General features: G+C 71.6%; 24 protein-coding genes. 22 read left to right on the top strand and 2 right to left on the bottom strand.

The features are described from left to right. The first annotated feature begins 40 nt into the window (after positions 1-40). The 3 genes from ACIRR8_RS13155 to ACIRR8_RS13145 all read left to right on the top strand — a co-directional run bounded on the left by ACIRR8_RS13155 (position 41) and on the right by ACIRR8_RS13145 (position 1,358). Positions 41-439: a DUF6221 family protein gene (locus ACIRR8_RS13155; protein ID WP_073876661.1), complete on the top strand. Its 399-nt coding sequence runs from the start codon at positions 41-43 to the stop codon at positions 437-439. 104 nt (positions 440-543) lie between these two features. Then, the gene (locus tag ACIRR8_RS13150) at positions 544-921 is read left to right on the top strand and encodes a hypothetical protein (protein ID WP_404062980.1); all 378 of its coding nucleotides are present in this window, start codon (positions 544-546) and stop codon (positions 919-921) included. A gap of 233 nt (positions 922-1,154) precedes the next feature. Beyond that, on the top strand, positions 1,155-1,358 hold the full coding sequence (locus ACIRR8_RS13145) for a cold-shock protein (protein WP_003964323.1): 204 nt from the start codon (positions 1,155-1,157) through the stop codon (positions 1,356-1,358). A gap of 104 nt (positions 1,359-1,462) precedes the next feature. Here ACIRR8_RS13145 and ACIRR8_RS13140 read toward each other — a convergent pair whose 3' ends face one another. Continuing rightward, on the bottom strand, positions 1,463-1,714 hold the full coding sequence (locus tag ACIRR8_RS13140; protein WP_404062977.1) for a hypothetical protein: 252 nt from the start codon (positions 1,712-1,714) through the stop codon (positions 1,463-1,465). A 222-nt stretch (positions 1,715-1,936) separates the two neighbouring features. Here ACIRR8_RS13140 and ACIRR8_RS13135 point away from each other — a divergent pair, with 222 nt between their 5' ends. The 12 genes from ACIRR8_RS13135 to ACIRR8_RS13080 all read left to right on the top strand — a co-directional run bounded on the left by ACIRR8_RS13135 (position 1,937) and on the right by ACIRR8_RS13080 (position 11,963). Further along, positions 1,937-2,164, top strand: a complete 228-nt coding sequence (locus ACIRR8_RS13135) for a DUF5133 domain-containing protein (RefSeq protein ID WP_404062974.1) — start codon at positions 1,937-1,939, stop codon at positions 2,162-2,164. 8 nt (positions 2,165-2,172) lie between these two features. Continuing rightward, on the top strand, positions 2,173-3,288 hold the full coding sequence (locus ACIRR8_RS13130; RefSeq protein ID WP_404062971.1) for a glutamate--cysteine ligase: 1,116 nt from the start codon (positions 2,173-2,175) through the stop codon (positions 3,286-3,288). Between the two features lie 59 nt (positions 3,289-3,347). Further along, entirely contained in the window at positions 3,348-3,911 is a 564-nt protein-coding gene (locus ACIRR8_RS13125) for a type 1 glutamine amidotransferase domain-containing protein (RefSeq protein WP_404062968.1), read from the top strand. A 241-nt stretch (positions 3,912-4,152) separates the two neighbouring features. After that, on the top strand, positions 4,153-5,034 hold the full coding sequence (locus ACIRR8_RS13120; protein WP_404062965.1) for a siderophore-interacting protein: 882 nt from the start codon (positions 4,153-4,155) through the stop codon (positions 5,032-5,034). A 109-nt stretch (positions 5,035-5,143) separates the two neighbouring features. After that, on the top strand, positions 5,144-5,362 hold the full coding sequence (locus ACIRR8_RS13115; RefSeq protein ID WP_404062963.1) for an MbtH family protein: 219 nt from the start codon (positions 5,144-5,146) through the stop codon (positions 5,360-5,362). Positions 5,363-5,473: 111 nt separating this feature from the next. Next, positions 5,474-6,358 carry an alpha/beta fold hydrolase gene (locus ACIRR8_RS13110; protein WP_404062960.1) on the top strand — a complete coding sequence of 295 codons (885 nt, stop codon included), beginning with the start codon at positions 5,474-5,476 and terminating at the stop codon, positions 6,356-6,358. 46 nt (positions 6,359-6,404) lie between these two features. Beyond that, positions 6,405-6,959 carry an FABP family protein gene (locus ACIRR8_RS13105; protein ID WP_404062957.1) on the top strand — a complete coding sequence of 185 codons (555 nt, stop codon included), beginning with the start codon at positions 6,405-6,407 and terminating at the stop codon, positions 6,957-6,959. 86 nt (positions 6,960-7,045) lie between these two features. Continuing rightward, positions 7,046-7,471: a DUF4190 domain-containing protein gene (locus ACIRR8_RS13100; RefSeq protein WP_404062954.1), complete on the top strand. Its 426-nt coding sequence runs from the start codon at positions 7,046-7,048 to the stop codon at positions 7,469-7,471. A gap of 141 nt (positions 7,472-7,612) precedes the next feature. Next, positions 7,613-7,690 (top strand): 50S ribosomal protein bL37, encoded by a 78-nt coding sequence (locus tag ACIRR8_RS13095; protein WP_370454205.1) that lies wholly within the window; start codon positions 7,613-7,615, stop codon positions 7,688-7,690. A gap of 138 nt (positions 7,691-7,828) precedes the next feature. Next, a complete protein-coding gene (locus ACIRR8_RS13090; RefSeq protein ID WP_404062951.1) occupies positions 7,829-8,983 on the top strand; it encodes an AI-2E family transporter in 1,155 nt (384 codons plus the stop codon). 356 nt (positions 8,984-9,339) lie between these two features. Next, positions 9,340-10,254, top strand: a complete 915-nt coding sequence (locus ACIRR8_RS13085; RefSeq protein WP_404062949.1) for a diiron oxygenase — start codon at positions 9,340-9,342, stop codon at positions 10,252-10,254. A gap of 56 nt (positions 10,255-10,310) precedes the next feature. Next, positions 10,311-11,963 carry an FAD-dependent oxidoreductase gene (locus tag ACIRR8_RS13080; RefSeq protein WP_404062946.1) on the top strand — a complete coding sequence of 551 codons (1,653 nt, stop codon included), beginning with the start codon at positions 10,311-10,313 and terminating at the stop codon, positions 11,961-11,963. Positions 11,964-12,163: 200 nt separating this feature from the next. Here ACIRR8_RS13080 and ACIRR8_RS13075 read toward each other — a convergent pair whose 3' ends face one another. After that, positions 12,164-12,607, bottom strand: coding sequence for an SRPBCC family protein (locus ACIRR8_RS13075; RefSeq protein ID WP_404062944.1), 444 nt, complete (start codon positions 12,605-12,607; stop codon positions 12,164-12,166). Positions 12,608-12,745: 138 nt separating this feature from the next. Here ACIRR8_RS13075 and ACIRR8_RS13070 point away from each other — a divergent pair, with 138 nt between their 5' ends. The 7 genes from ACIRR8_RS13070 to ACIRR8_RS13040 all read left to right on the top strand — a co-directional run bounded on the left by ACIRR8_RS13070 (position 12,746) and on the right by ACIRR8_RS13040 (position 20,992). Beyond that, a complete protein-coding gene (locus ACIRR8_RS13070) occupies positions 12,746-12,901 on the top strand; it encodes a DUF6131 family protein (protein ID WP_404062941.1) in 156 nt (51 codons plus the stop codon). Between the two features lie 149 nt (positions 12,902-13,050). Then, complete coding sequence (locus ACIRR8_RS13065) at positions 13,051-14,508, top strand: WGR domain-containing protein (protein ID WP_404062939.1); 1,458 nt, start codon at positions 13,051-13,053, stop codon at positions 14,506-14,508. A 277-nt stretch (positions 14,509-14,785) separates the two neighbouring features. Beyond that, positions 14,786-16,906: a glycoside hydrolase family 6 protein gene (locus tag ACIRR8_RS13060; protein ID WP_404062937.1), complete on the top strand. Its 2,121-nt coding sequence runs from the start codon at positions 14,786-14,788 to the stop codon at positions 16,904-16,906. Positions 16,907-16,981: 75 nt separating this feature from the next. Continuing rightward, complete coding sequence (locus ACIRR8_RS13055) at positions 16,982-17,149, top strand: hypothetical protein (protein ID WP_404062934.1); 168 nt, start codon at positions 16,982-16,984, stop codon at positions 17,147-17,149. 7 nt (positions 17,150-17,156) lie between these two features. Further along, entirely contained in the window at positions 17,157-18,047 is an 891-nt protein-coding gene (locus ACIRR8_RS13050) for an LLM class F420-dependent oxidoreductase (protein WP_404062931.1), read from the top strand. A gap of 148 nt (positions 18,048-18,195) precedes the next feature. Then, complete coding sequence (locus ACIRR8_RS13045) at positions 18,196-19,269, top strand: LacI family DNA-binding transcriptional regulator (protein WP_404062928.1); 1,074 nt, start codon at positions 18,196-18,198, stop codon at positions 19,267-19,269. A gap of 94 nt (positions 19,270-19,363) precedes the next feature. Next, positions 19,364-20,992, top strand: a complete 1,629-nt coding sequence (locus tag ACIRR8_RS13040) for an FAD-dependent oxidoreductase (RefSeq protein WP_404062926.1) — start codon at positions 19,364-19,366, stop codon at positions 20,990-20,992. Positions 20,993-21,039: the final 47 nt, after the last annotated feature.

Genomic DNA, 21,039 nt, shown 5'->3' with positions numbered 1-21,039 from the left:
ATCACCGCAGTGATCCATGAACACGAGGGAGCAGCAGCCAATGGCCGGCAACGCAGACATGGTGGCCTTCGTCCGGGCGCGTCTCGCCGATGAGGAGCAGGTCGCCCTGGCTGCCGGCGGGGACCGGTGGCGGTGTCCGGCGGATGTGCCCGGCGAGGTCCACGACCGCCGGGGCGGCGTCGCGTTCACGGTGCGCGACAGCGGCTTCGACCACCACATCGCCCTCCAGGACCCGGCCCGCACGCTGGAGCGCATCGAGACGCACCGGGTGCTGCTGGGGGAGTACGTCGAGGTCGCCGAGCTGGACACCGACCGCCCCGCGCAGGACTTCCGCTCCGGCCGGGCGGTGGGTCTGGGGTTCGCCGTACGGCAGCTGGCCGCCGAGTACGCCGGGCACCCGGACTACCAGGCGCGGTGGCTGCCGCGGTTCATCCAGTAGTCACGGTTCATCCAGCAGCCACGGGGACGGCAGGCGCCGGGAACCGGTAACTTACTCGCAAGTAAGTCCCGTTCCCGGACCACTCGCCGACGTAAGGAGCCCTCATGGCCTCCCGGACCCGTTCGCCCCTGCTGCTCGCCGGACTCATGGCGGGGGCCGGGGTGCTCCACTTCGCCGTCCCGAAGGCCTTCGACGCCACCGTCCCCCGGATCCTGCCCGGAACACCGCGGACCTGGACGTACGCGAGCGGAGTGGTCGAACTCGCCCTCGCCGCGGGGATCGCGCATCCCCGGACGCGGGGCGCCGCCGCCCGGGCGACCGCGGGCTTCTTCGTCGGAGTGTTTCCGGCCAATGTGCAGATGGCCGTGGACTGGCGCGACCGGCCCCGGCCGCAGCGGGCCGCCGCCCTGGCCAGGCTGCCCGTCCAGCTGCCGCTGGTCCTGTGGGCGCGGAGCGTGGCCCGGGGTGCCGACACGCCCTGAACGGGGAGCGGTCGGTGCGGTTCGAGCCACCTGCCCGGAGGAAGATCCACACCAAAATGGCGTTGCTCTCTGGTGAGGAGTGATCCCGCCGTGTAGCGTCGCCGGAAGATGTCGTGGTTCGCAGTACCTGCCCGCGCCTGGCGCGGGCGTTTTGCTGTGCAGTGCCTGAGAACCAGGGCGATCACCTCCGGGTCCGCGCGGTGCGGATCCGTTTACTGCTGAGAGGTACAGGCATGGCCAGCGGAACCGTCAAGTGGTTCAACTCGGAAAAGGGCTTCGGCTTCATCGCGCAGGACGGCGGTGGCCCCGACGTCTTCGCGCACTACTCCAACATCAACTCCACCGGCTTCCGTGAGCTCCAGGAAGGCCAGGCGGTGACCTTCGACATCACCCAGGGCCAGAAGGGCCCGCAGGCGGAGAACATCACCACCGCCTGATCCGGGTTGAACGACTCCGAGGCCCCCGGGACGCACAGCGTCCCGGGGGCCTCGGACGTCCGGGACCGCCTCTCGGGCAGGTCGTGGACGGATGCGGCGGCCCGCTAACCGGTGGACTCGTCCGGTGTCGGATGCTCCTCGGGATGCGCACCGGCGTTGCGCGGCTTCTCCCGGCCCGAACCCGCCTCGTCCGGGTCCGGCTCGTCCCCGCTCTCGCGGGCGACCCGCTCGGGCACCGGTATGTCGAGGGGGTCCTCCCCCTTCTGTTTCTGCTGGTCCGGCATGTCCGCCGGTACCGGCGGCGGGCTGCCGGAAGCCCCGGTGTAGGCGGTGCCTTCGGGCCTGCGGTCGGTCATGGGAGCTTCCTTCCGTACGGTGCTCCCGGAGTGTCCGGGAGCCAAGCATCCGCCCTGGTGGGTACCCGCCCCGGCGCGAACGATTCACCGGAGAGCGGGACGCGCGGGACTCGCCGTCCGGGGGTGTGGCCCGTGGACCCGGGGGTACTCGGGGCTGTGCCCGAGCGCACGAACCCGGGCACATGACATTCACACGAGGAATCCCGTGGAAGGACCCCCCGCATGCTGATGGCCCACCCCACCGTGCTGCGCAATCTCGTCGAGCAGTACGAGGCCCTGTGTCTGCTGCACGCGGAGAACGGTTCCACCGAGGCGCGGCAGCGCATGGACGACATCGCCTACACCCTGTGCGTCTCCACGGGCACGGCCGATGTCGACAGCGCGCTGGTCGCCGCCCGGCACCGGCTGCCCGGAGCCCGCCCCGAGGACGACTCCGTCCTCTCGGCCTGATTCGCCGGATGAACATCGAAGGGGTGGGTGCTGTGGTTCGGACCGTGGGTGTCGAAGAGGAATTGCTGCTGGTCGACCCGGAGAGCGGGGAGGCGCGTGCGCTGTCGACGGCCGTGCTGGCCCTCGCCGAGAGGGACGCGGAAGGGGAGTCGGCCTTCGAGCCGGAGCTGCACCGCCAGCAGCTGGAGTTCGCCACGCATCCCTGCCGTGAGATGGACGAGATCGCCGAGGCGGTGCAGCGGTGGCGGGCCGAGGCGATCCGCCACGCCGCCGACGTGGGCGCCTCGGTCGCGGCCCTGGCGACCTCGCCGCTTCCGGTCAGCCCGATGATCGGGACGGGTGAGCGGTACAACTGGATGGCGGAGCGCTACGGGCTGACCGCGCAGGAGCAGCTGACCTGCGGATGCCACGTACACGTCGCGGTCGAGTCGGACGAGGAGGGCGTCGCGGTACTCGACCGGATGCGGATCTGGCTGCCGGCCCTGCTCGCGCTGAGCGGGAACTCGCCGTTCTGGCAGGGGCAGGACAGCCGGTACGCCAGCTACCGCAGCCGGGTGTGGGGCAGGTGGCCCTCGGCCGGGCCCGTGGGGCTCCACGGATCGGCCGAGCGCTACCACAAGCAGGTGAGGGACCTGGTCGGCACCGGCGTGCTCAAGGACGAGGGGATGGTCTACTTCGACGCGCGCCTCTCGGCCAACTACCCCACAGTGGAGGTCAGGATCGCGGACGTCTGCCTGGACCCGGCGGACACCGTACTGCTGGCCACGCTGGTGCGGGCGCTGGTGGAGACGGCCGCACGGGAGTGGCGGGCCGGAGAGCCTCCGCTGGACACCGATGTGGCGCTGCTGCGGGTGGCGTCCTGGCAGGCGGCCCGGTCCGGCATGGAGGACCGGCTGATCCACCCCCGTACCCTGCGGCCCGAGCCCGCGACCGACGTGCTGCAGGCGCTCGTGACCCATGTGCGCGAGGCCCTGGAGGACAGCGGCGACCTCAAGGCCGCCCAGAAGGCGCTGACCACCCTGGAGCGGCGCGGCAACGGCGCCAGGGTCCAGCGCGAGATCCTGGAGCGGACCGGAAGCCTCCGCGACACCGTCGCGGAGTGCGTCCGCATCACCGGCGGGTGAGCGGGCGGCGGTACCGACGGACGACATGACCGCATGACGTGTGAGGAAAGGAGCAGCACATGGCCACCACCGATCTCGGCAACCGCCGGATCCTGGCGATCGTCACCAACTACGGGGTCGAGCAGGACGAACTCGTCGTCCCCGTGAACCACCTGCGTGACCAAGGGGCCGAGGTCAGCGTCGCGGCGGTCGACGACGACGAGATCCGTACCCTCGTCGGCGACCGCGACCCCGGCGACACCGTGCGCCCCGACCTCACGCTGGCCGACGTCGACCCCGCCGCGTACGACCTGCTGCTCGTCCCGGGCGGCACGCTCAACGCCGACACCCTGCGCCTCCAGGACGCCACCACCCGGATCGTCAGCTCCTTCGCGGCGTCCGGCAGGCCCGTCGCGGCCATCTGCCACGGCCCGTGGGCGCTCATCGAGGGCGGCTACGTCCAGGGCAAGACCCTGACCTCGTACGCCTCCCTCAAGACCGACATCACCAACGCCGGCGGGTCCTGGGTGGACAGGTCGGTGGTCCGTGACGACGAGGGCGGCTGGCCGCTGATCACCTCGCGTGACCCCGGTGACCTGGAGGACTTCCTCCGCGAGATCGACGCGGTGCTCACCGGGTCCTGATCCTGACGCACGCCCGACGGCCCCCGCTCGCGCACCGCGGCGGGGGCCGTCGGCGTGTTCGCGTACGGCCGCGGAGGGACCCGGGCGGTGGACATGCCGCTCGGCGGGCAACTGCCGCGCATCTGCTGAAATCGGCGCCTTCGGGCCTGACTGTGCACCCGAGGTGGTGTCGAACAACCCTCCGCAGAAGGTTAGGCTGGCCTAAGTCGATCCGGAAACGTCGCACGAAGGGGCCATGTCCATGACGATCCACCGAGCCGTCGTCGCCCGAGTCCAGCCGCTCACCGCGACGATGACCCGCGTCACGCTCCATGGCGAAGGCCTCGCCGCCTTCGAGTCGACCGGCGTCGGCGACGAGTACATACGCCTCTTCTTCCCGCACGGCCCCGACCGCTCGGACGTCTCCCTGCCCATCACGACGGAGAAGGGCTGGGAGACCCCCGAGGGCCGGCCCGTCGCCCCGATGCGGACGTACACCGTGCGGGCCGTGCGCCCGGAGAGCCGGGAGATCGACGTCGACTTCGTGCTGCACGACCACGGCGTCGCCTCGACCTGGGTGGCCGGCGCGCAGCCCGGGGACGTGCTCGGGGTGAACGACCCGACCGGCCTCTACAGCCCGCCGGGCGACCTCGCCTGGCAGGTGCTGATCGCCGACCAGACCGGCCTGCCCGCCGTGGCGCGCCTTCTGGAGAACACCCCGGCCGAGGTCGCCACCCGGGTGATCGTCGAACTGCCCGGCCCGGAGGCCGTCCAGCCGCTGCCCGGCACCAAGGTCACCTGGACCTACGGCGGCAACGGCCACGAGGCCAGCCGGCTGGCCGAGCTGGTGAGCGCCGCGATCCCGCCCGGCACGGACATGGCCGGCGGCTACGTCTGGGTCGCGGGCGAGACCAACGCGCTGCGTACCGTACGCCGTTACCTCCGCAAGGAGCTGGGGCTGCCCGCCACCCGGTTCAAGGTCGTCGGCTACTGGATCCCGAACGCCGACACCTGGAACGAGCGGTACGAGGCCCTGCCCGAGGCCGTCCGCGCCGAGCTGGTGGCCCTCTGGGACGACCCGGTCGTCGAGGAGGAGGATCTCACTATCCGGTACGAGGCGCGCCTCAGCGACCTGGGCCTGTGACGCCAGGAGTCAACGCGGCGCAAGGTGGGTAGGGTCGCCACCGTCGTGGTAAAGACAGCCTTGCCTAAGGTCAAGTCCTGGGGGCAGGGCCTGAGTTCACGGAGGATCGGTGACCAACCCGTTCGAGGATGAGAACGGCACCTACCTGGTGCTCGTCAACGACGAGGGGCAGCACTCCCTGTGGCCCTCCTTCGTCGAGGTGCCCGCCGGCTGGACCGTGGTCCACCCGGAGGACACCCGCCAGGCCTGCCTCGACTACGTGGAGCGGGCCTGGACCGACCTGCGGCCCCAAAGCCTCGTGGAGAGCACGGCGGCCGACGCGTCCTGATGATCTCCTGGGCGGACTGTCCCGCTACAGCCTCGTGAGCCCTGATCTGTCGTCTCCGGGTGAACTCCCGGGGCACCGAACACCCTGAGAGCAGCGAGGTCCGATCCGGCCATGCCTTCCGTACCCCTCAACGGCGTCAACCTGGTGTACGACGACACGGGCGGCGGCGGAGAGCCCGTCGTGCTCGTCAACGGCACCGCGGCCAGCCGCACCACCTGGCGCGCCCACCAGACCTCCGCCCTCGTCGGCGCGGGCTACCGGGTGATCGCGCCGGACAACCGGGGCCTCCCGCCGAACGTGTCACCGCCCGGCGGCATCACGCTGGAGGCCATGGCCGCCGATGTGGCCGCCCTGATCGACCACCTCTCGCTGGCTCCCTGCCGGATCGTCGGCTTCTCCATGGGCGCCGCCGTGGTCGGCGAACTCCTCCTGGCCCGGCCTGAACTCGCCTCCAGGGCCGTACTGATGGCCGGACGGGCGCGTCCCGACACCTTCGGCTCCGCGCTCAACGAGGCCCGTCGCGACCTGTACGACAGCGGGACCGGCGTTCCCGCCTCGCACCGCGCCGTCTTCTCGGCCCTGTGCTACCTCTCGCCGCACACGCTGCGTGATCCGCGGGCGGCGCGCGACTGGCTCGACATCTTCACGTACGCGCCGGCGGCGAGCGGACCGGGTGTCCGCGCCCAGTACGACGTCATGGGCGACACCGACCGGCTGCCCCGGTTCGCCGGGATCGACGTCCCGCTCCTGTGCATCGGCTTCGCCGACGACGTCATGATCCCGCCGGCGGCCTCCCGGGAGATCGCCGAGGCCGTTCCGGGTGCCCGCTACACCGAGATCGCACGCGCCGGCCACTTCGGCCATCTGGAGCGCCCGGCGGAGGTCAACGCCGCGCTGCTCGACTTCTTCGCGGAGCCGCCGGGCCGGTCCGCCGAGCGCGCTCACCGCACCGGACGCCGCGGCCCATCCGGCCCTGATCGGCAAGACACCGCCTAGGCTGCTGCCCGGCACCAGAACCGGAAGCGACGTCAGGAGCACGCCCATGTCCGACCCCGCCCCGCTCCACCCGTACCCCGACGCCTTCCGGCCGGACGAGACACCGGCGCCGCACGCCCTCCTCGCGCCGGTGCTCGGGCTCCTGGGTACCTGGGCGGGGCGCGGGCAGGGCGGATATCCGACGCTCGACGGCGAGTTCGCCTATGCGCAGGAGGTCACCTTCAGCCATGACGGGCGCCCCTTCCTCCACTACGTGTCGCGCGCCTGGCTGCTCGACGCGGACGGGCGTCCGCTGCGGCCCTCGGCCCGCGAGAGCGGCTGGTGGCGGCTCCAGCCGGAAGGACGGGTCGAGGCGCTGATCACCCAGCCCACCGGTGTCGCGGAGATCGCCGTCGGGCGGGCCGCCGACGGCACCGTCGACCTCGCCACCCATGAAGTGGCCCTCGCCCCGACCGCCAAGCAGGTCGATGCCACCCGCCGCCGCTACACCCTCACCGGCGCGGACACGCTCACCTTCGTCCACGACCTCGCGGCGGTCGGACAGCCGTTGCAGCACCACCTGGCGGCCGAGTTCCGAAGGCGTGGCCAAGGGGAGCGCTGAGCCTTCCGGACAAAGATCTGATTTGCATATCGAAGGTCTTCTAGGGCATATGGACAGGACAACTTTTGGTAAGGAGTTCGTATCCGATGTCCATGCCCAGTTACCCTCAGCAGCCGAACGCGGACGAAGGGCAGTACGGAGCCCAGTACGGTGCTCCCGAGCCTGCGCGGAGCAACGGTTTCGCGGTCACCGCTCTCGTCCTCGGTCTGCTCGCCTGCCTGTTCTTCTGGACGATCGCCGGCGGACTCCTTCTCGGCCTGCTCGCCCTGGTGTTCGGCATCCTCGGGGCGCTCCGGGCCCGGCAGGGCCGGGCCCCGCGCAAGGGCATGGCGATCGCCGGTATCGTCCTCGGCGCGCTCGGGCTGATCGGCTCCGTCATCGTCCTCATCTTCGCGGTGAACGTCGCCAACTCCGATTCCTTCAAGAACCTTGAGGACTGCCTGCAGAACGCCAGCAGCCAGGCCGAAGAGGACCGCTGCGCAGAGGACTTCGGCGAAGGCCTGTTCAAGTAGGCCCCGAACGGCGGGACGGCGGTTTGCGACCGCGCCCCGAGTTTGTGACGGTAGGGGCGGGGAGCGGTCTTCCCCACCACCGGACCCGTCGGTCCGGCGGATCATGTGTGCCCAACCGAGCAGAGGGAAGAGGAGGGTTCGATGTCCTCGAAGCGACGTCGTAAGAAGAAGGCCCGCCGCAAGAACGGCGCCAACCACGGCAAGCGCCCGCAGAGCTGAGCCGGTCCGGGGGGCCGAGGGGCAGCACCGCACGGTGCTGCCCCTCGGCCCTGTTCCGGGCGGCTGCTACGGGGACCTGCCCGGTCCGGCGTCCCCGCGCATGCGGGAGAGCGGCCGATCCACTCGTAAGGTGACCCCATGTCTGCCACGTTGAGCTCCGAAAAGACCGCGGCCGCGCTCCGCAGATCGGCACGCGTCTCGGTCGAACTGCTGCTGGTCCTGTTGATGGCCGCCGTCGCCCTGTGGCTTGTGGGCCGGACGTGGTCGGTGGTGTGGCCCCTCATAGTGGGTCTGCTCCTCACCACCCTGACCTGGCCGTTCGCCCGCTTCCTGCGCAACCGCGGCTGGCGGCCCGCACCGGCCGCGGCGCTGGTGACCGTGCTGTTCCTGCTCGTCGGCAGCGGCATCATCGCGCTCATCGCGGTGCCGGTGGCCTCGCAGTCCGGCGAGCTCGCCGACGGCGTCGTCGAAGGCATCGGCAAGCTCCGCGAGTGGGCCTCCGGGCCGCCGCTGAACATCAGCGACGCCCAGATCACGGGAGCCTTCGACGCGGCCGTCGACCGCATCGAGAACAGCGCGGGCAGTGTCGTCAACACCGCGGTCACCGGCGTCAGCACCGTCTTCAGCGGCCTGATCACCGCCGTTCTCGCGCTCTTCCTGATGTTCTTCTTCCTCAAGGACGGCCCGCGCTTCCTGCCGTGGCTCTCCCGCCAGCTGCCCGGCCGCCTCGCCACCGACGTCCCGGCCGTCGCCGGGCGCTGCTGGGACACGCTCGGCTCGTTCGTGCGGTCCCAGGCCTTCGTGGGTCTGCTCGACGCCGTCTTCATCGGCATCGGCCTGTGGATCCTGGACGTGCCGCTGGTGCTCCCGCTGGCCGTGCTGACGTTCGTCTCCGCGTTCGTGCCGATCGTCGGCGCGGTCTTCGCCGGCTTCGTCGCGGTGCTGATCGCGCTGGTCTCCAACGGTCTGACCGACGCGCTGATCGTGCTGGCGATCATCATCGCCGTGCAGCAGCTGGAGGGCAACGTCTTCCAGCCCATGATCCAGAGCCGTGGGCTCGGCCTGCACGCCGCGGTGGTCCTGCTGGCGGTGACGCTCGGCGGCAGCCTGGCCGGCGTCGTGGGCAGCCTGCTGGCGGTCCCGGCGGCCGCACTGATCGCCGTGGTCTGGAACTACGTGCGCGAGCAGCTCAGCGACCCGGGAGAGGGGCCGGAGCAACAGGACCGGGCACCGGATCCCGAGCCGGCCCCCGGCCCGGAGAAGCCCGACGCCGACGCCCCTGTCCCGGTGTGACGGCGTGACGGCGTGACGCCTGGAGTGACCGTGTAACGGCCCTCCCCGCCCCGGCCCTTGGCCTCTTCCTGCCGTCCGGACCCTGCCGGCCCGCCTCAGCTCCACCGAGGCGGGCCGGTTCCGTGTCGGTCGTTCACGTCCTGCCGTACGCCGCGTCGTGGAGAGCTCGTACAGATTCGCCGCACGGGTCTAGGCTCGCGCTCCCCTCTTGCTATACCTTGCGTCTAATAAGCTTGCTAGACGCCACGTCTAACAAGCGGGCGGCGCTCGGCGGCCATCGATCTCATCGGGCGGAAACGCGATGGGAGGCGGGGCGGGCGGCGCCGGGCCGAATCTTCGAGTCAAGGAGCCGCACCATGTCCAGCAGCACCGTCCGGCCGGAGGACCAGGGCCGGCTCGCCGAGCAGGACGTCGCCCGACGCCTGCTCGACTCGTCCGCCAAACTCAGTTACGACCCGGCCACCCAGGTCGACTGGGAGACCCCGCTCGACCCGGACCACCACGGCGCGAGCCCCGAGTGGTCCACGCTCTACGGCACCGCGTACTGGGCGGAGTTGACCGACGCCCAGCGCAAGGCGCTCACCCGCCAGGAAGCGGCCTCCGTCGCCAGTACCGGCATCTGGTTCGAGATGATCCTCCAGCAGATGGTGCTCCGCGACATGTACGCCAAGGATCCGACGGACCCCCGCTTCCAGTGGGCCCTCACCGAGGTCGCCGACGAGTGCCGCCACTCGATCATGTTCGCCCGGGGCGCGGCGAAGCTCGGTGCACCGGCCTACCGGCCGCGCCGGCCCGTGGTGGAGCTGGGACGCGCCTTCAAGACCCTGGCGTTCGGCGAGGCGGCCTACGCGGCGATACTCGTGGCCGAGGAAGTCCTCGACGTGATGCAGCGCGACTGGATGCGGGACGAGCGGGTCGCGCCCTTCGTCCGCACCATCAACAACATCCACGTCGTCGAGGAATCGCGGCACATGAAGTTCGCCCGCGACGAGACCCGCAAACGGCTGCGGAACGCGGGCGCGGTACGGCGTCAGCTCAACGCGATCGTGGTGGCGATCGCCTCGTACTACATCGTCACCAGCATGGTGAACCGGGACGTCTACGCCAACGCCGGGCTCGACTCGGCGCGGGCCCGCGCCGAGGCCAAGGTGAACGAGCACCACAAGTCGTTGATGCGGTCCAGCTGTTCGGGGCTGATGGAGTTCCTCGCCTCGGCCCGGCTGCTGACGAAGCCGGCGCTCTTCTTCTACAAGCGCGCCTCGCTGATCTGACCCGCAGCGCAGGGCCTCGGCCGATCCGCTCCCTCACCACGACCCGAGACGACGAGATGACCTACGCCATCACCCAGACCTGCTGCTCCGACGCCACCTGTGTCGCCGTCTGCCCCGTCAACTGCATCCATCCGACCCCCGAGGAGCGGGCGTTCGGGTCCACGGAGATGCTGTACGTCGACCCGGAGACGTGCATCGACTGCGGAGCCTGCGCGGACGCCTGCCCGGTCGACGCGATCTTCCCGGTGGACAGCCTGTTCGGGGCGCAGAAGGAGTACGCCGCCATCAACGCGGCCTACTTCACGGACAAGCAGCCCGAACCCGCCCCCGACGGGCCGAACTTCCACGCCTGGGGCGAGCCGACCTTCGAGCGCAGCCTGCCCGCCGACTTCGCCCCGATCCGGGTGGCGGTCGTCGGCACCGGGCCGGCCGGCATGTACGCCGCAGAGGACCTGCTCCTGCACACCAACGCCGAGGTGACCCTGGTCGACCGGCTGCCGGTGGCCGGCGGCCTCGTCCGCTACGGCGTGGCGCCCGACCACCCGGCGACGAAGAAGGTCGGCGAGACCTTCGCCCGGTTCCACTCGCACCCTCGCGTACGGATGCACCTCGGCGTCGAGGTCGGCAAGGACGTCACGGCCCAGGAGCTGGCCGCGCACCATGACGCGGTGATCTACGCGGTCGGCGCCTCCACCGACCGCCGGCTCTCCATCCCGGGGGAGGACCTGCCCGGCTCCGCCTCGGCCACCTCGTTCGTCTCCTGGTACAACGCCCACCCCGAGGTGGGACCGGAGTCCGTACGCCTGAGCGCGGACCGCGTGGTCGTCGTCGGCAACGGCAACGTGGCCCTCGACGTGGCGCGCATCCTCGTCGCTGACCCGGAGGCGCTGGCCGCCACCGACATCGCCGACCACGCGCTCGCGGCGCTGCGGGGGTCCGAGGTGCGGGAGGTGGTCCTGCTGGGGCGGCGCGGACCCGAGGACGCCGCGTGCACCGCATCCGAGCTGCTGGCCCTCAACCATCTGCCCGGCGTCGACCTGGTCGTCGACGACCACGACCCGAGGATCGGCGGAGCGATCGACGGAGCGGCGCCGGGCGGGAAGGCGGCGCTGCTGCGGGAGGTGGAGCGCCGGGCGGTGGACTGGTCACGGCCGCCCGCGCCGGGCCGGCGCATCGTCTTCCGCTTCCACTCCGCCCCGGTGGCGGCGCTCGGCGAGGAGGCCGTCACGGCGGTGCGCGTGACGGCGGGCCGGGGCGAGCAGGACATCCCGGCCGGCCTCCTGCTGCGGGCGGTCGGCTACCGCGGCGTGGCCGTACCGGGACTGCCCTTCGACGAGGCGTCCGGGACCGTACCGCACGAAGGCGGCCGGGTGAGCGGTATGGCCGGGACGTACGTCGTCGGCTGGATCAAGCGCGGCCCTTCGGGCGGTATCGGCGCCAACCGCACCTGTGCGGCCGAGACCGTCGGAACGCTGCTCGCGGACGCCGTGGCGGGCTCGCTGCCCGCCCCGGCGCACCCGCCCACAGCCTTCCGCCGCCTCGCCCGCAGCCGCGGCCGGGACGTCGTGGACGCCCGGGGGCTGGCCGCCATCGACCGGGCGGAGACGGCCCGGGGCCGCGAGCTGGGCCGCCCGCGCGTGAAGCTCGGCACGGTTCCCGCGCTGGTCGCGGCGGCGAAGTGGCGCCGCCGCTGGAAGACGGCCGGCTGACCGGCCCCTGTGACAGAGCCGAGGCCCCACCGGTCGGTGAACCGGTGGGGCCTCGGCGATTCGTGCAGACAGGAGGGGAGCGCCTGCATGAACTCGGGTCGGAGGGTCTCGTACCCGCTGAGCGCCGGATTGCACCTGGAAGTCTCTGCGGGGCGCGGCACAGTGGGCCGGCGCCCGGAGCCGGGGTGCGGGAAGGCGGTTCAGCGGCTTTCGGGATGCCCGCCGGACGCCGTCAGCTCGGCCAGCTTCTGGAATTCGCCGAGATCGTAGTTGGCGAGTACGGAATCGAGATTGGTGAGAGCGCCGATGTGTTCCACGAATCCCTGGGGGTCGTATTCGATCTGGAGCGCGACCCGGCTGGAGTGGTCGTCGAGCCGGTGGAACGTGACGACCCCGGCGTGGTGGACGCCTTCGGTGGTCTTCCAGGCGATGCGGTCCTCCGTCACGACCTCCGTCAGCTCCGCGACGAACCCCTTGTCGGCCCCCGGCAGCGAGAGCTGCCAGGCGAAACGCCGCTCGTCCAGCGGGTCGACCCGCTGGACATGGCTCAGGAACCTCGGCCACTGGCTGACATCGCTCCACAGCGCCCAGGTGACGGCGACCGGAGCCTTGATGTCGACGGTCTCGACGATGGAGGAGGACATGCGCGACCACCTTGCTTTCCCTCGGATACGGCTTGGGCTGTCTGCTACCCGCATCCTGCGGGTCCACGCGAAGCCGGCCGACGGAAAACCCTTATGAGGCGCATACTCGAAGGTAGTCGGCATTGTTTGGAGGGCTCCATGATTGTCCTCGGTGTCATTCTGCTGGTGATCGGTCTGATCGCCGGAATTTCCGTCCTCTGGACCATCGGCATCGTTCTCGTTGCCATCGGTCTGGTGCTCTGGGTCCTGGGCGCGACGGGCCGCGCTGTGGGCGGAAGGCGTCACTACTGGTAGCCCGCCGGGGGAGAGCCCGCACCCTCGCATGACCGCCGCCGCCGCTCCCCTGAGGAGGGGCGGCGGCGCGTTGTCAGTGCCACCTCCTACGGTGTGAGCAGTGAGACCCGCCGGAACGGCCGCGGGTCCGCCCTGGGGAGGGGTCTGCCATGCCTGCCGCGTCCACCGTGCCGACGACGACGTATCTGGAGCTGTCACAGGAAGGCGCCGGTGCGCACAAGTTCTACGAGGTGACCGTCGACGGCCTCGTGGTGACGGTGCGCTACGGGCGCATCGGCGCGGGCGGCCAGACCCAGACGTCGACGTTCGCCACGGTCGCCAAGGCCCAGGCCGCGGCCGCGAAGAAGGTCGGGGAGAAGGTCCGCAAGGGATACGCCCCGGCCGTCCAGGGACAGCGTGCGCCCCGGGCTGTGACCCGCCGCCAGGTGACCTCGGCCCCCTCCACCGCGCGCGCCGTGGCTCCCGTGCTCTGGCGCTTCCGTACGGGCTCCTCTGCGTTCGGCATCCACGTGGACGACGAGCAGTGCTGGGTCGGCAACCAGGCCGGCGACGTCTACACCCTGGACCACGACGGCGGCGTCCTCGCCCGCTTCAGCCTCCCGGACGGCGTGAAGTGCCTGGTCGCCGACGACTTCTGGATCTACGCGGGCTGCGACGACGGCCGGGTCTACGACCTCTCCTCCAAGCTGCCGTTCGCGGCGTACGACATCGCGGCGGACGTCGACATCTTCTGGCTCGACATCCACGAGGGCCTGCTGAACGTCTCCGACCGTGACGGCCGGCTGACCGTCATCGACCACGAGGACGAGCACCAGTGGGCCCGCCGCAGCCAGGGCGAGCACGCCTGGATGGTCAGGGCCGACGACCGTGCCGTGTACCACGGCCACCACCGCGGCGTCACCGCCTACGCCCCGGACGGCGGCGGCGAGTTGTGGCACACGCCGACCCGTGGCGGTGTGCTCTTCGGCTGGCAGGAGGACGACGCGGTCTACGCCGGGACGGCGCACCGGGCGGTCCAGCGGCTGGCGAAGGCGACCGGCTCGATCGAGGCCACGTACGCCTGTGACAGCGCGGTCTACTCGTGCGCCACCTCGCCCGGCGGGCGGTTCGTCTTCGCGGGCGACGCCTCGTCCTCCGTGTACTGCTTCGACCAGGACGGCACACGCCTGTGGAAGCTCGGAACGGGCGGCGGCTCGGCGCTCTCCATGCAGTACCGCGAGGGGCGGCTGTATCTGGTGACGACCGACGGTTCGCTGGTCTGCGTGGACGCGAGCGAGACCGCCATCTCCGCCGCCCAGCAGGGCTCGGTGCCGGCGCCCCGTGATGTGAAGCTGGCCGCCGCGCTGCCGACGTACGCGCCCGCCACCGCCGTCGCCGCGGTCACCACCGTGACCCACGCGCCCGCCGGATCGGTCGTCGTGGAGTGCGTCCAGGACACAGGCGGCCGCCTCCGCGTCCATGTGGTGTCCGGAGGCTACGACACCTCCTGGAACGTCCAGTTCCCACGCGCGATACGGCAGCCCGGCGCGCGGTACGTCGTAGACGCCCTGCACCCGGCGGCCGGCGGCTTCTACCGGGTCCGGGGTGACATCCGACGGCTGCAGTGAGAGCTGCCGGGCGGTGGGCCGGGCTGCTCGGCCCGCCGCCCGGTTTCACGGAGTTCGTACCGAGTCATGGGAGCGCTTCCATTCGGTCAACGTACTTCAGATGCGAGGTGACTGGGCCGGATGCCTTGACATGTACCGGCTGTCACGCCACCTTGGGAGCGCTCCCACAGTACGTTCCCGCGCCACCGCACATGCCTCACCTCCTGACCACCAGGTACCCCTGAGCCGTCCGCCACGTCAGGCCGTGGCGGACGTACGAGAGGAGCACGGAGCCGCTATGAGAACCCGAGGCACCACCCCGCACGCACCGCGCAGACGAGCGTTCGCAGCGCTGTCCGCGCTGATCATGAGCGCATCCCTGGCGATCGCCTTACCGGGCCAGGCGTCGGCCGCCGCCCGCGTCGACAACCCCTACACCGGCGCCACCGCCTATGTGAACCCCGACTGGTCCGCCAAGGCGGCCGCCGAACCGGGCGGCGGCGTCATCGCGGACGAGCCGTCGTTCGTCTGGATGGACCGCATCGCCGCCATCGGCGGAACACCCGGCGCGCGCGGCCTGCGCGCCCACCTCGACACAGCCGTCAGCCAGGGCGCCGACCTCTTCCAGGTCGTCATCTACAACCTCCCCGGCCGGGACTGCGCCGCACTCGCCTCCAACGGCGAACTCGGCCCCACCGAGCTCGGCCGCTACAAGAGCGACTACATCGACCCGATCGCCGCCATCCTCGGCGACCCCGCCTACGCGAGCCTGCGCATCGTCACCCTCATCGAACCCGACTCGCTGCCCAACCTGGTCACCAACGCGGGCGGTTCGGCGGGCTCGACGCCGGAGTGCGCCACGATGAAGGCGAACGGCAATTACGAGAAGGGCATCGGGTACGCCCTCCACACCCTCGGCGCCCTCCCCAACGTCTACAACTACGTCGACGCGGCCCACCACGGCTGGCTCGGCTGGGACTCCAACTTCGTTCCCGCGGCCGAGCAGTTCAAGAAGGCCGCCACGGTCGAAGGCGCCTCCGTCTCGGACGTGCACGGCTTCATCGTGAACACGGCCAACTACTCGGCCCTCAAGGAACCGCACTTCAAGGTGACGGACTCGGTGAACGGCACCACCGTGCGCCAGTCCTCCTGGGTCGACTGGAACTACTACGTGGACGAGCTGTCGTTCGCGCAGGCGCTCCGCACCGAGCTGGTCCGCCAAGGCTTCGCCTCCGACATCGGCATGCTCATCGACACCGCCCGCAATGGCTGGGGCGGCCCCTCCCGGCCCACCGGTCCCGGGCCGCTGACCAGCGTCAACGCCTACGTCGACGGCAGCCGCACCGACCGCCGCATCCACGCGGGCAACTGGTGCAACCAGAGCGGCGCCGGCGTCGGCGAGCGGCCCACGACCGCCCCTGAGCCCGGGATCGACGCCTACGTCTGGGCCAAGCCGCCGGGCGAGTCCGACGGCAGCAGCAAGCCCGTCGACAACGACGAGGGCAAGGGCTTCGACCGGATGTGCGACCCCACGTACACCGGCAACGGCCGCAACGGCTTCAACCTCACCGGCGCCCTGCCCGACTCGCCGGTCGCCGGGCACTGGTTCTCCAGCCAGTTCCAGGAGCTCCTGCGCAACGCCAATCCTCCGCTCGGCGGCGGCAACGGCGGTGAGCCGGACACCCAGGCGCCGACCGCGCCCACGGCCCTGCGGGCCACGGCCAAGTCCAGCAGCAGCGTCACCCTGGCCTGGACGGCGTCCACCGACAACCGGGCGGTCACCGGGTACGACATCCTGCGCGGCGGCGCGGTCGTGGGCTCCACCGCTTCGACGACCTTCACCGACACCGGCCTGAGCGCGTCGACCGGCTACAGCTACACGGTCCGGGCCAAGGACGCGGCGGGCAACGTATCGCCCGCGTCGGCGGCCCTGCCGGTCACCACCGAGGCCGGCGGAGGTACCGGCACCGGCGCCCTCAAGGTCCAGTACCGCAACACCGACTCCTCCCCGACCGACAACCAGATACGGATGTCCCTCCAGCTGGTCAACACCGGCCCGACCGCGGTGGACCTGTCCACGGTGACCACCCGCTACTGGTTCACTCCTGACGCCGGAGCGAGCACCTTCGCCACCTCCTGCGACTGGGCGGTCCTGGGCTGCGGCAACGTGAAGCACGGCGTACGTACGGCAAGCGCGCCGGCCCCCGGCGCCAGCCACTACCTGGAAGCCGGCTTCGGCAGCGGCACCCTGGCTGCGGGCGCCTCGACCGGAGAGATCCAGCTACGGGTCAACAAGAGCGACTGGTCGTCCTTCCAGGAGGCCGACGACTACAGCCGCGCCACCAACACCGCCTTCGCCGACGCCCCGAAGATCGGCGTCTACGTCGGCTCCACCCTCACCTGGGGCACCGCTCCCTGACCGGCAAAGGCGAACAACTGCCCCTCGCCCGCCGCACGGTGGGGGAGGGGCAGCCAGGCGCCCTGGCACTACGCCGTGGACGACCACGACCACGGCGCCCGCGTCCACCGCAAGGTGATCGGCGTGGAGCCCTCGCGGCCGCCACGGCCGACCGACCTCGTCCGCGACCCGCTCACCGCGGCGCTGCGCCGTACGGGTGGGCGGGTCGCACCGCCGGGAATATTGGGTCCGGGTGACGGTTGATCACACCATGACTTCCTCGACGCATCAGGCATTCGGACGGGTCGGTATCTGGAGCAGCGCCCTGCACGGGTCGCGGACGGACGACGCGGGCAGGAAGGCGATCGCGGAGGCGGTCGCCGAGCTCGAAGAGCTGGGCTACGGCACCCTCTGGATCGGCGGCAGCCCTTCGCCGGACGACGCGGCCGCCGTCGTCGCCGCCACGCGTACGGTCACGGTGGCCACCGGCATCCTCAACATCTGGAGCCACACCGCCGAGGAGGTGGCCGCCCGGATCGCCGCCGTCGACGAGGCCGCGCGCGGGCGCTTCGTCCTCGGCCTCGGCGTCAGCCACGGCCCGCTGGTGCCGCGGTACGCGAAGCCGTACAGCGCGATGGTCGGCTACCTGGACGCGCTCGACGCGGCGGCCCCGCCCGTGGAGCCCGGCGAGCGGGTCCTGGCGGCGCTCGGCCCGAAGATGCTGAAGCTCGCGGCCGACCGGGCGCTCGGAGCCCACCCGTACCTCGTCACCGCCGAGCACACGGCCGAGGCCCGCGAGACGCTCGGCCCCGACGCCCTGCTCGCCCCGGAGCTGACCGTCGTGCTCGACACCGACCGGGACCGGGCCCGCACCACCACGCGGAGCATGCTCGGGATGTACCTCCAGCTGCCCAACTACACCGCCAACCTGCTGCGACTGGGCTTCGCGGAGAGTGATTTCGATGACGGCGGCAGCGTCCGTCTGCTCGACGCGCTCTTCGCCCTGGGCGACGCCGAGCACGTGAAGTCGCGGACCCGGGAGTACCTCGAAGCCGGCGCCGACCATGTGGCGCTCCAGGTGCTGACCACCGACGAAGTCGGATCCGGGCTGCCTCGGGCGCAGTGGCGGGAGCTGGCCGAGGCGTTCGGCGAGGAGCTGTAGAAGGCGCCGAATATTAGTCGATTATTAGTCGTTCGACCCCTCTTGACCCTCTCGGCCGCCCAGCGGCAAAGTGCTGGCTAATCCGCATCAGCGCCGCTGGGATCGTCCGCAGCCGGTGACTAATGCGCATTAGTCGAGGGAGCTGAGCATGGCGGAAAATGGACCCTCCCGGCCGCGGCGCGGCCGACCGCGCCAGGCCGAGGTGGCCCGGCTCGCCGGGGTGTCGCAGACGACGGTGTCGCTGGTGCTCGGCGGCAACAAGCAGGGCATCGCCCTGCACGAGGAGACCCGGGCCCGGGTGCTGGACGCCGCCCGCGAACTCGGCTACGTCCCCGACCCGGCGGCCCGGCGCCTCGCCGCCGCCCGGAACAACCTCCTCGGCGTCTTCAGCTTCACCGCCACCTTCCCGACCGCCGTCGAGCACTCGTACTACCCGATCCTCGTCGGCGTGGAGCAGGAGGCAGCCGCCCAGGGCTACGACCTCGTGCTCTTCACCGGATCCAGCCCCGGCGGCGCGCAGGCGAAGGACCCCGGAGCCCTGAACCGCGTGCGGCTCGCGGACGGCTGCCTCTTCCTCGGCCGCCATGTCCCGGACGACCAGCTGCGGCAGCTCGTCGCGGACGGCTACCCGGCCGTGCACATCGGCCGCCGCGACGAGCTGGAAGGCCTCGCCTGGGTCGGCGCCGACTACGTCGCCGCCAGCGCCGAGGTCGTCCACCACCTCTGCGGCCTTGGCCACCGGCGGATCGTCCTCGTCCGCGAGGACGACGACGCCCCTGCCTCCACCGACCGCGAGCACGGCTTCCGTACCGCGCTCGCCGCGTACGCCGCCGACGATCCGGCGTCCGTCGTGCGCACCGCGCGCCCGGCGGACGACATCACGCCGGAGTGGGTGCGCGACCGGCTGGCCGAGGGCGTCACCGCCTTCGTCGCAGAGGAGACCGACACCGGCGCCGCCTGGCGGGCCCTGCACACGGCCGTCGCCGTCGCCGGGCTCGACGCGCCCGGCGACCTGTCGCTGGCGCTCCTCGGCTCACCACCCGCCGACCTGGCCACCGCCCGCCCGCCGACCGGCTTCGACATCCCGCGCGCCGAACTGGGCGCCGCCGCGGTCCGCATGCTCACCGCGCAGCTCGCCGGCCAGGAGCACACCGAACCCCTGGTGGCGTGCGGCTTCCGCGCAGGCAGCACGGCGGGCTCGCCGCCGGTCCGGTCGGGCTGAGCACGCCCGGCTCGCCTGAGCACGGAGGCCCCGTGCCTCACCCCCGTACGACAGCACCCCGTACGACCACCCCACCGCAAGGAGTCACCACCGTATGCCCACCCCCATCGGCGCCCCCACCGAGACCGACGTCCTCATCGCGGGCGGTGGTACGGGCGGAGTGGCCGCCGCGCTCGCCGCCTGCCGGGCCGGGCGGACCGTCGTCCTCACCGAGGAGACCGACTGGATCGGCGGCCAGCTCACCTCGCAGGCGGTCCCGCCGGACGAACACCCGTGGGTCGAGCAGTTCGGCGTCACGGACACCTACCGCTCGCTGCGCGAGTCGATCCGCGCCCACTACCGGAGCTGGTACCCGCTGCGCGCCGAAGCACTGGACCTGCCGCTCCTCAACCCCGGTGCCGGCCGCGTCAGCAAGCTCTGCCACGAGCCGCGCGTCGCCCTCGCCGTCATGGAGTCGATGCTCGCCCCGCACATCGCCGCCGGCCGCCTCACCGTGCTGACCCACATCCGGCCCGTCGCCGCCGACACCGACGGCGACCTGGTCCGCGCGATCACCTTCGCGGACGTACGCGACGGCACCCGGCACACCGTCACCGCGCCGTACGTCATCGACGCCACCGAGACCGGCGAGCTGCTGGAACTGGCCGACGTGGAACACGCACTGGGCGCCGAGGCCCGCTCCGAGTACGACGAGCCGCACGCACCGGACACCGCAGACCCGCTCAACCAGCAGGGCATCACCGTCTGCTTCGCCCTCTCCCACCACCAGGGAGAGAACCACACCATCGACCGCCCCGACGACTACGCCTTCTGGCGCTCCTACCGCCCGGACTTCTGGCCCGGCCCGCTCCTCAGCTTCACCGCGCCCGACCCCCGCTCCCTGGCCGCCGTCACCCGTACCTTCGAGCCCAACCCCGACATCGACCCGCTCGCCGTCAACGCCGACCAGAGCGCCGACGCGGGAGACAAGGAGCTGTGGGGCTTCCGCCGCATCCTCGCCCGCAAGCTGCACCGCCCCGGCGCGTTCGACTCCGACATCACCCTCGTCAACTGGCCGCTCAACGACTACTGGCTCAAGCCCCTCATCGGCGCCGGCGAGGAGACGAGCCGAGCCGCCGTCGCCGAGGCCCGTCAGCTCTCGCTCTCCGTCCTGTACTGGCTCCAGACCGAGGCCCCCCGCACCGACGGCGGCACCGGCTTCCCCGGCCTGCGGCTCCGCCCCGACGTCACCGGCACCGCCGACGGCCTCGCCAAGGCCCCGTACGTCCGCGAGTCCCGCCGCATCAAGGCCGTCACCACCGTCACCGAGCACGACGTGGCCATCGACCTCGTCGGACCGTACGGAGGCACCCGGCACCGCGACTCCGTCGGTGTCGGCGGCTACCGCATCGACCTGCACCCCTCCACCGGCGGCGACAACTACATCGACATCGGCTCCGTCCCCTTCGAGATCCCGCTCGGCGCCCTGCTGCCGCGCCGCGTCCGCAACCTGCTGCCCGCCGGCAAGAACATCGGCACCACCCACATCACCAACGGCTGCTACCGGCTCCACCCCGTCGAGTGGAACATCGGCGAGGTCGCCGGCGCGCTCGCCGCGCACTGCCTGGACGAGGGCGTCCGCCCCCACCAGGTGCAGGAGGAGGACAAGCGGCTGGAGGAGTTCACCCGCGTGCTCGACCGGTCGGGAGTCCAGCGCCACTGGCCGGACGTACGCGGCTACTGACGGCGCTCGTACCGCAGTTCGGCCCGCACGACACAAGGAGGTGTCAC

The organism is Streptomyces sp. NPDC101178 (assembly GCF_044767965.1).
Classification (GTDB): Bacteria; Actinomycetota; Actinomycetes; order Streptomycetales; family Streptomycetaceae; genus Streptomyces.
Note: the sequence above shows the minus strand (reverse complement) of the source record. Positions and strands in the feature narration are given on the sequence as shown.

Bases quoted from the DNA above. Each gene is read 5' to 3' on its own strand.
- ACIRR8_RS13110 (WP_404062960.1), top strand. From the start codon at position 5,474: ATGCCTTCCGTACCCCTCAACGGCGTCAACCTGGTGTACGACGACACG.
- ACIRR8_RS13125 (WP_404062968.1), top strand. From the start codon at position 3,348: ATGGCCACCACCGATCTCGGCAACCGCCGGATCCTGGCGATCGTCACC.
- ACIRR8_RS13080 (WP_404062946.1), top strand. From the start codon at position 10,311: ATGACCTACGCCATCACCCAGACCTGCTGCTCCGACGCCACCTGTGTC.
- ACIRR8_RS13145 (WP_003964323.1), top strand. From the start codon at position 1,155: ATGGCCAGCGGAACCGTCAAGTGGTTCAACTCGGAAAAGGGCTTCGGC.
- ACIRR8_RS13135 (WP_404062974.1), top strand. From the start codon at position 1,937: ATGCTGATGGCCCACCCCACCGTGCTGCGCAATCTCGTCGAGCAGTAC.
- ACIRR8_RS13130 (WP_404062971.1), top strand. From the start codon at position 2,173: ATGAACATCGAAGGGGTGGGTGCTGTGGTTCGGACCGTGGGTGTCGAA.
- ACIRR8_RS13140 (WP_404062977.1), bottom strand. From the start codon at position 1,714: ATGACCGACCGCAGGCCCGAAGGCACCGCCTACACCGGGGCTTCCGGC.
- ACIRR8_RS13060 (WP_404062937.1), top strand. From the start codon at position 14,786: ATGAGAACCCGAGGCACCACCCCGCACGCACCGCGCAGACGAGCGTTC.
- ACIRR8_RS13065 (WP_404062939.1), top strand. From the start codon at position 13,051: ATGCCTGCCGCGTCCACCGTGCCGACGACGACGTATCTGGAGCTGTCA.
- ACIRR8_RS13150 (WP_404062980.1), top strand. From the start codon at position 544: ATGGCCTCCCGGACCCGTTCGCCCCTGCTGCTCGCCGGACTCATGGCG.
- ACIRR8_RS13105 (WP_404062957.1), top strand. From the start codon at position 6,405: ATGTCCGACCCCGCCCCGCTCCACCCGTACCCCGACGCCTTCCGGCCG.
- ACIRR8_RS13075 (WP_404062944.1), bottom strand. From the start codon at position 12,607: ATGTCCTCCTCCATCGTCGAGACCGTCGACATCAAGGCTCCGGTCGCC.
- ACIRR8_RS13090 (WP_404062951.1), top strand. From the start codon at position 7,829: ATGTCTGCCACGTTGAGCTCCGAAAAGACCGCGGCCGCGCTCCGCAGA.
- ACIRR8_RS13050 (WP_404062931.1), top strand. From the start codon at position 17,157: ATGACTTCCTCGACGCATCAGGCATTCGGACGGGTCGGTATCTGGAGC.
- ACIRR8_RS13085 (WP_404062949.1), top strand. From the start codon at position 9,340: ATGTCCAGCAGCACCGTCCGGCCGGAGGACCAGGGCCGGCTCGCCGAG.
- ACIRR8_RS13120 (WP_404062965.1), top strand. From the start codon at position 4,153: ATGACGATCCACCGAGCCGTCGTCGCCCGAGTCCAGCCGCTCACCGCG.
- ACIRR8_RS13045 (WP_404062928.1), top strand. From the start codon at position 18,196: ATGGCGGAAAATGGACCCTCCCGGCCGCGGCGCGGCCGACCGCGCCAG.
- ACIRR8_RS13040 (WP_404062926.1), top strand. From the start codon at position 19,364: ATGCCCACCCCCATCGGCGCCCCCACCGAGACCGACGTCCTCATCGCG.
- ACIRR8_RS13070 (WP_404062941.1), top strand. From the start codon at position 12,746: ATGATTGTCCTCGGTGTCATTCTGCTGGTGATCGGTCTGATCGCCGGA.
- ACIRR8_RS13155 (WP_073876661.1), top strand. From the start codon at position 41: ATGGCCGGCAACGCAGACATGGTGGCCTTCGTCCGGGCGCGTCTCGCC.
- ACIRR8_RS13095 (WP_370454205.1), top strand. From the start codon at position 7,613: ATGTCCTCGAAGCGACGTCGTAAGAAGAAGGCCCGCCGCAAGAACGGC.
- ACIRR8_RS13100 (WP_404062954.1), top strand. From the start codon at position 7,046: ATGTCCATGCCCAGTTACCCTCAGCAGCCGAACGCGGACGAAGGGCAG.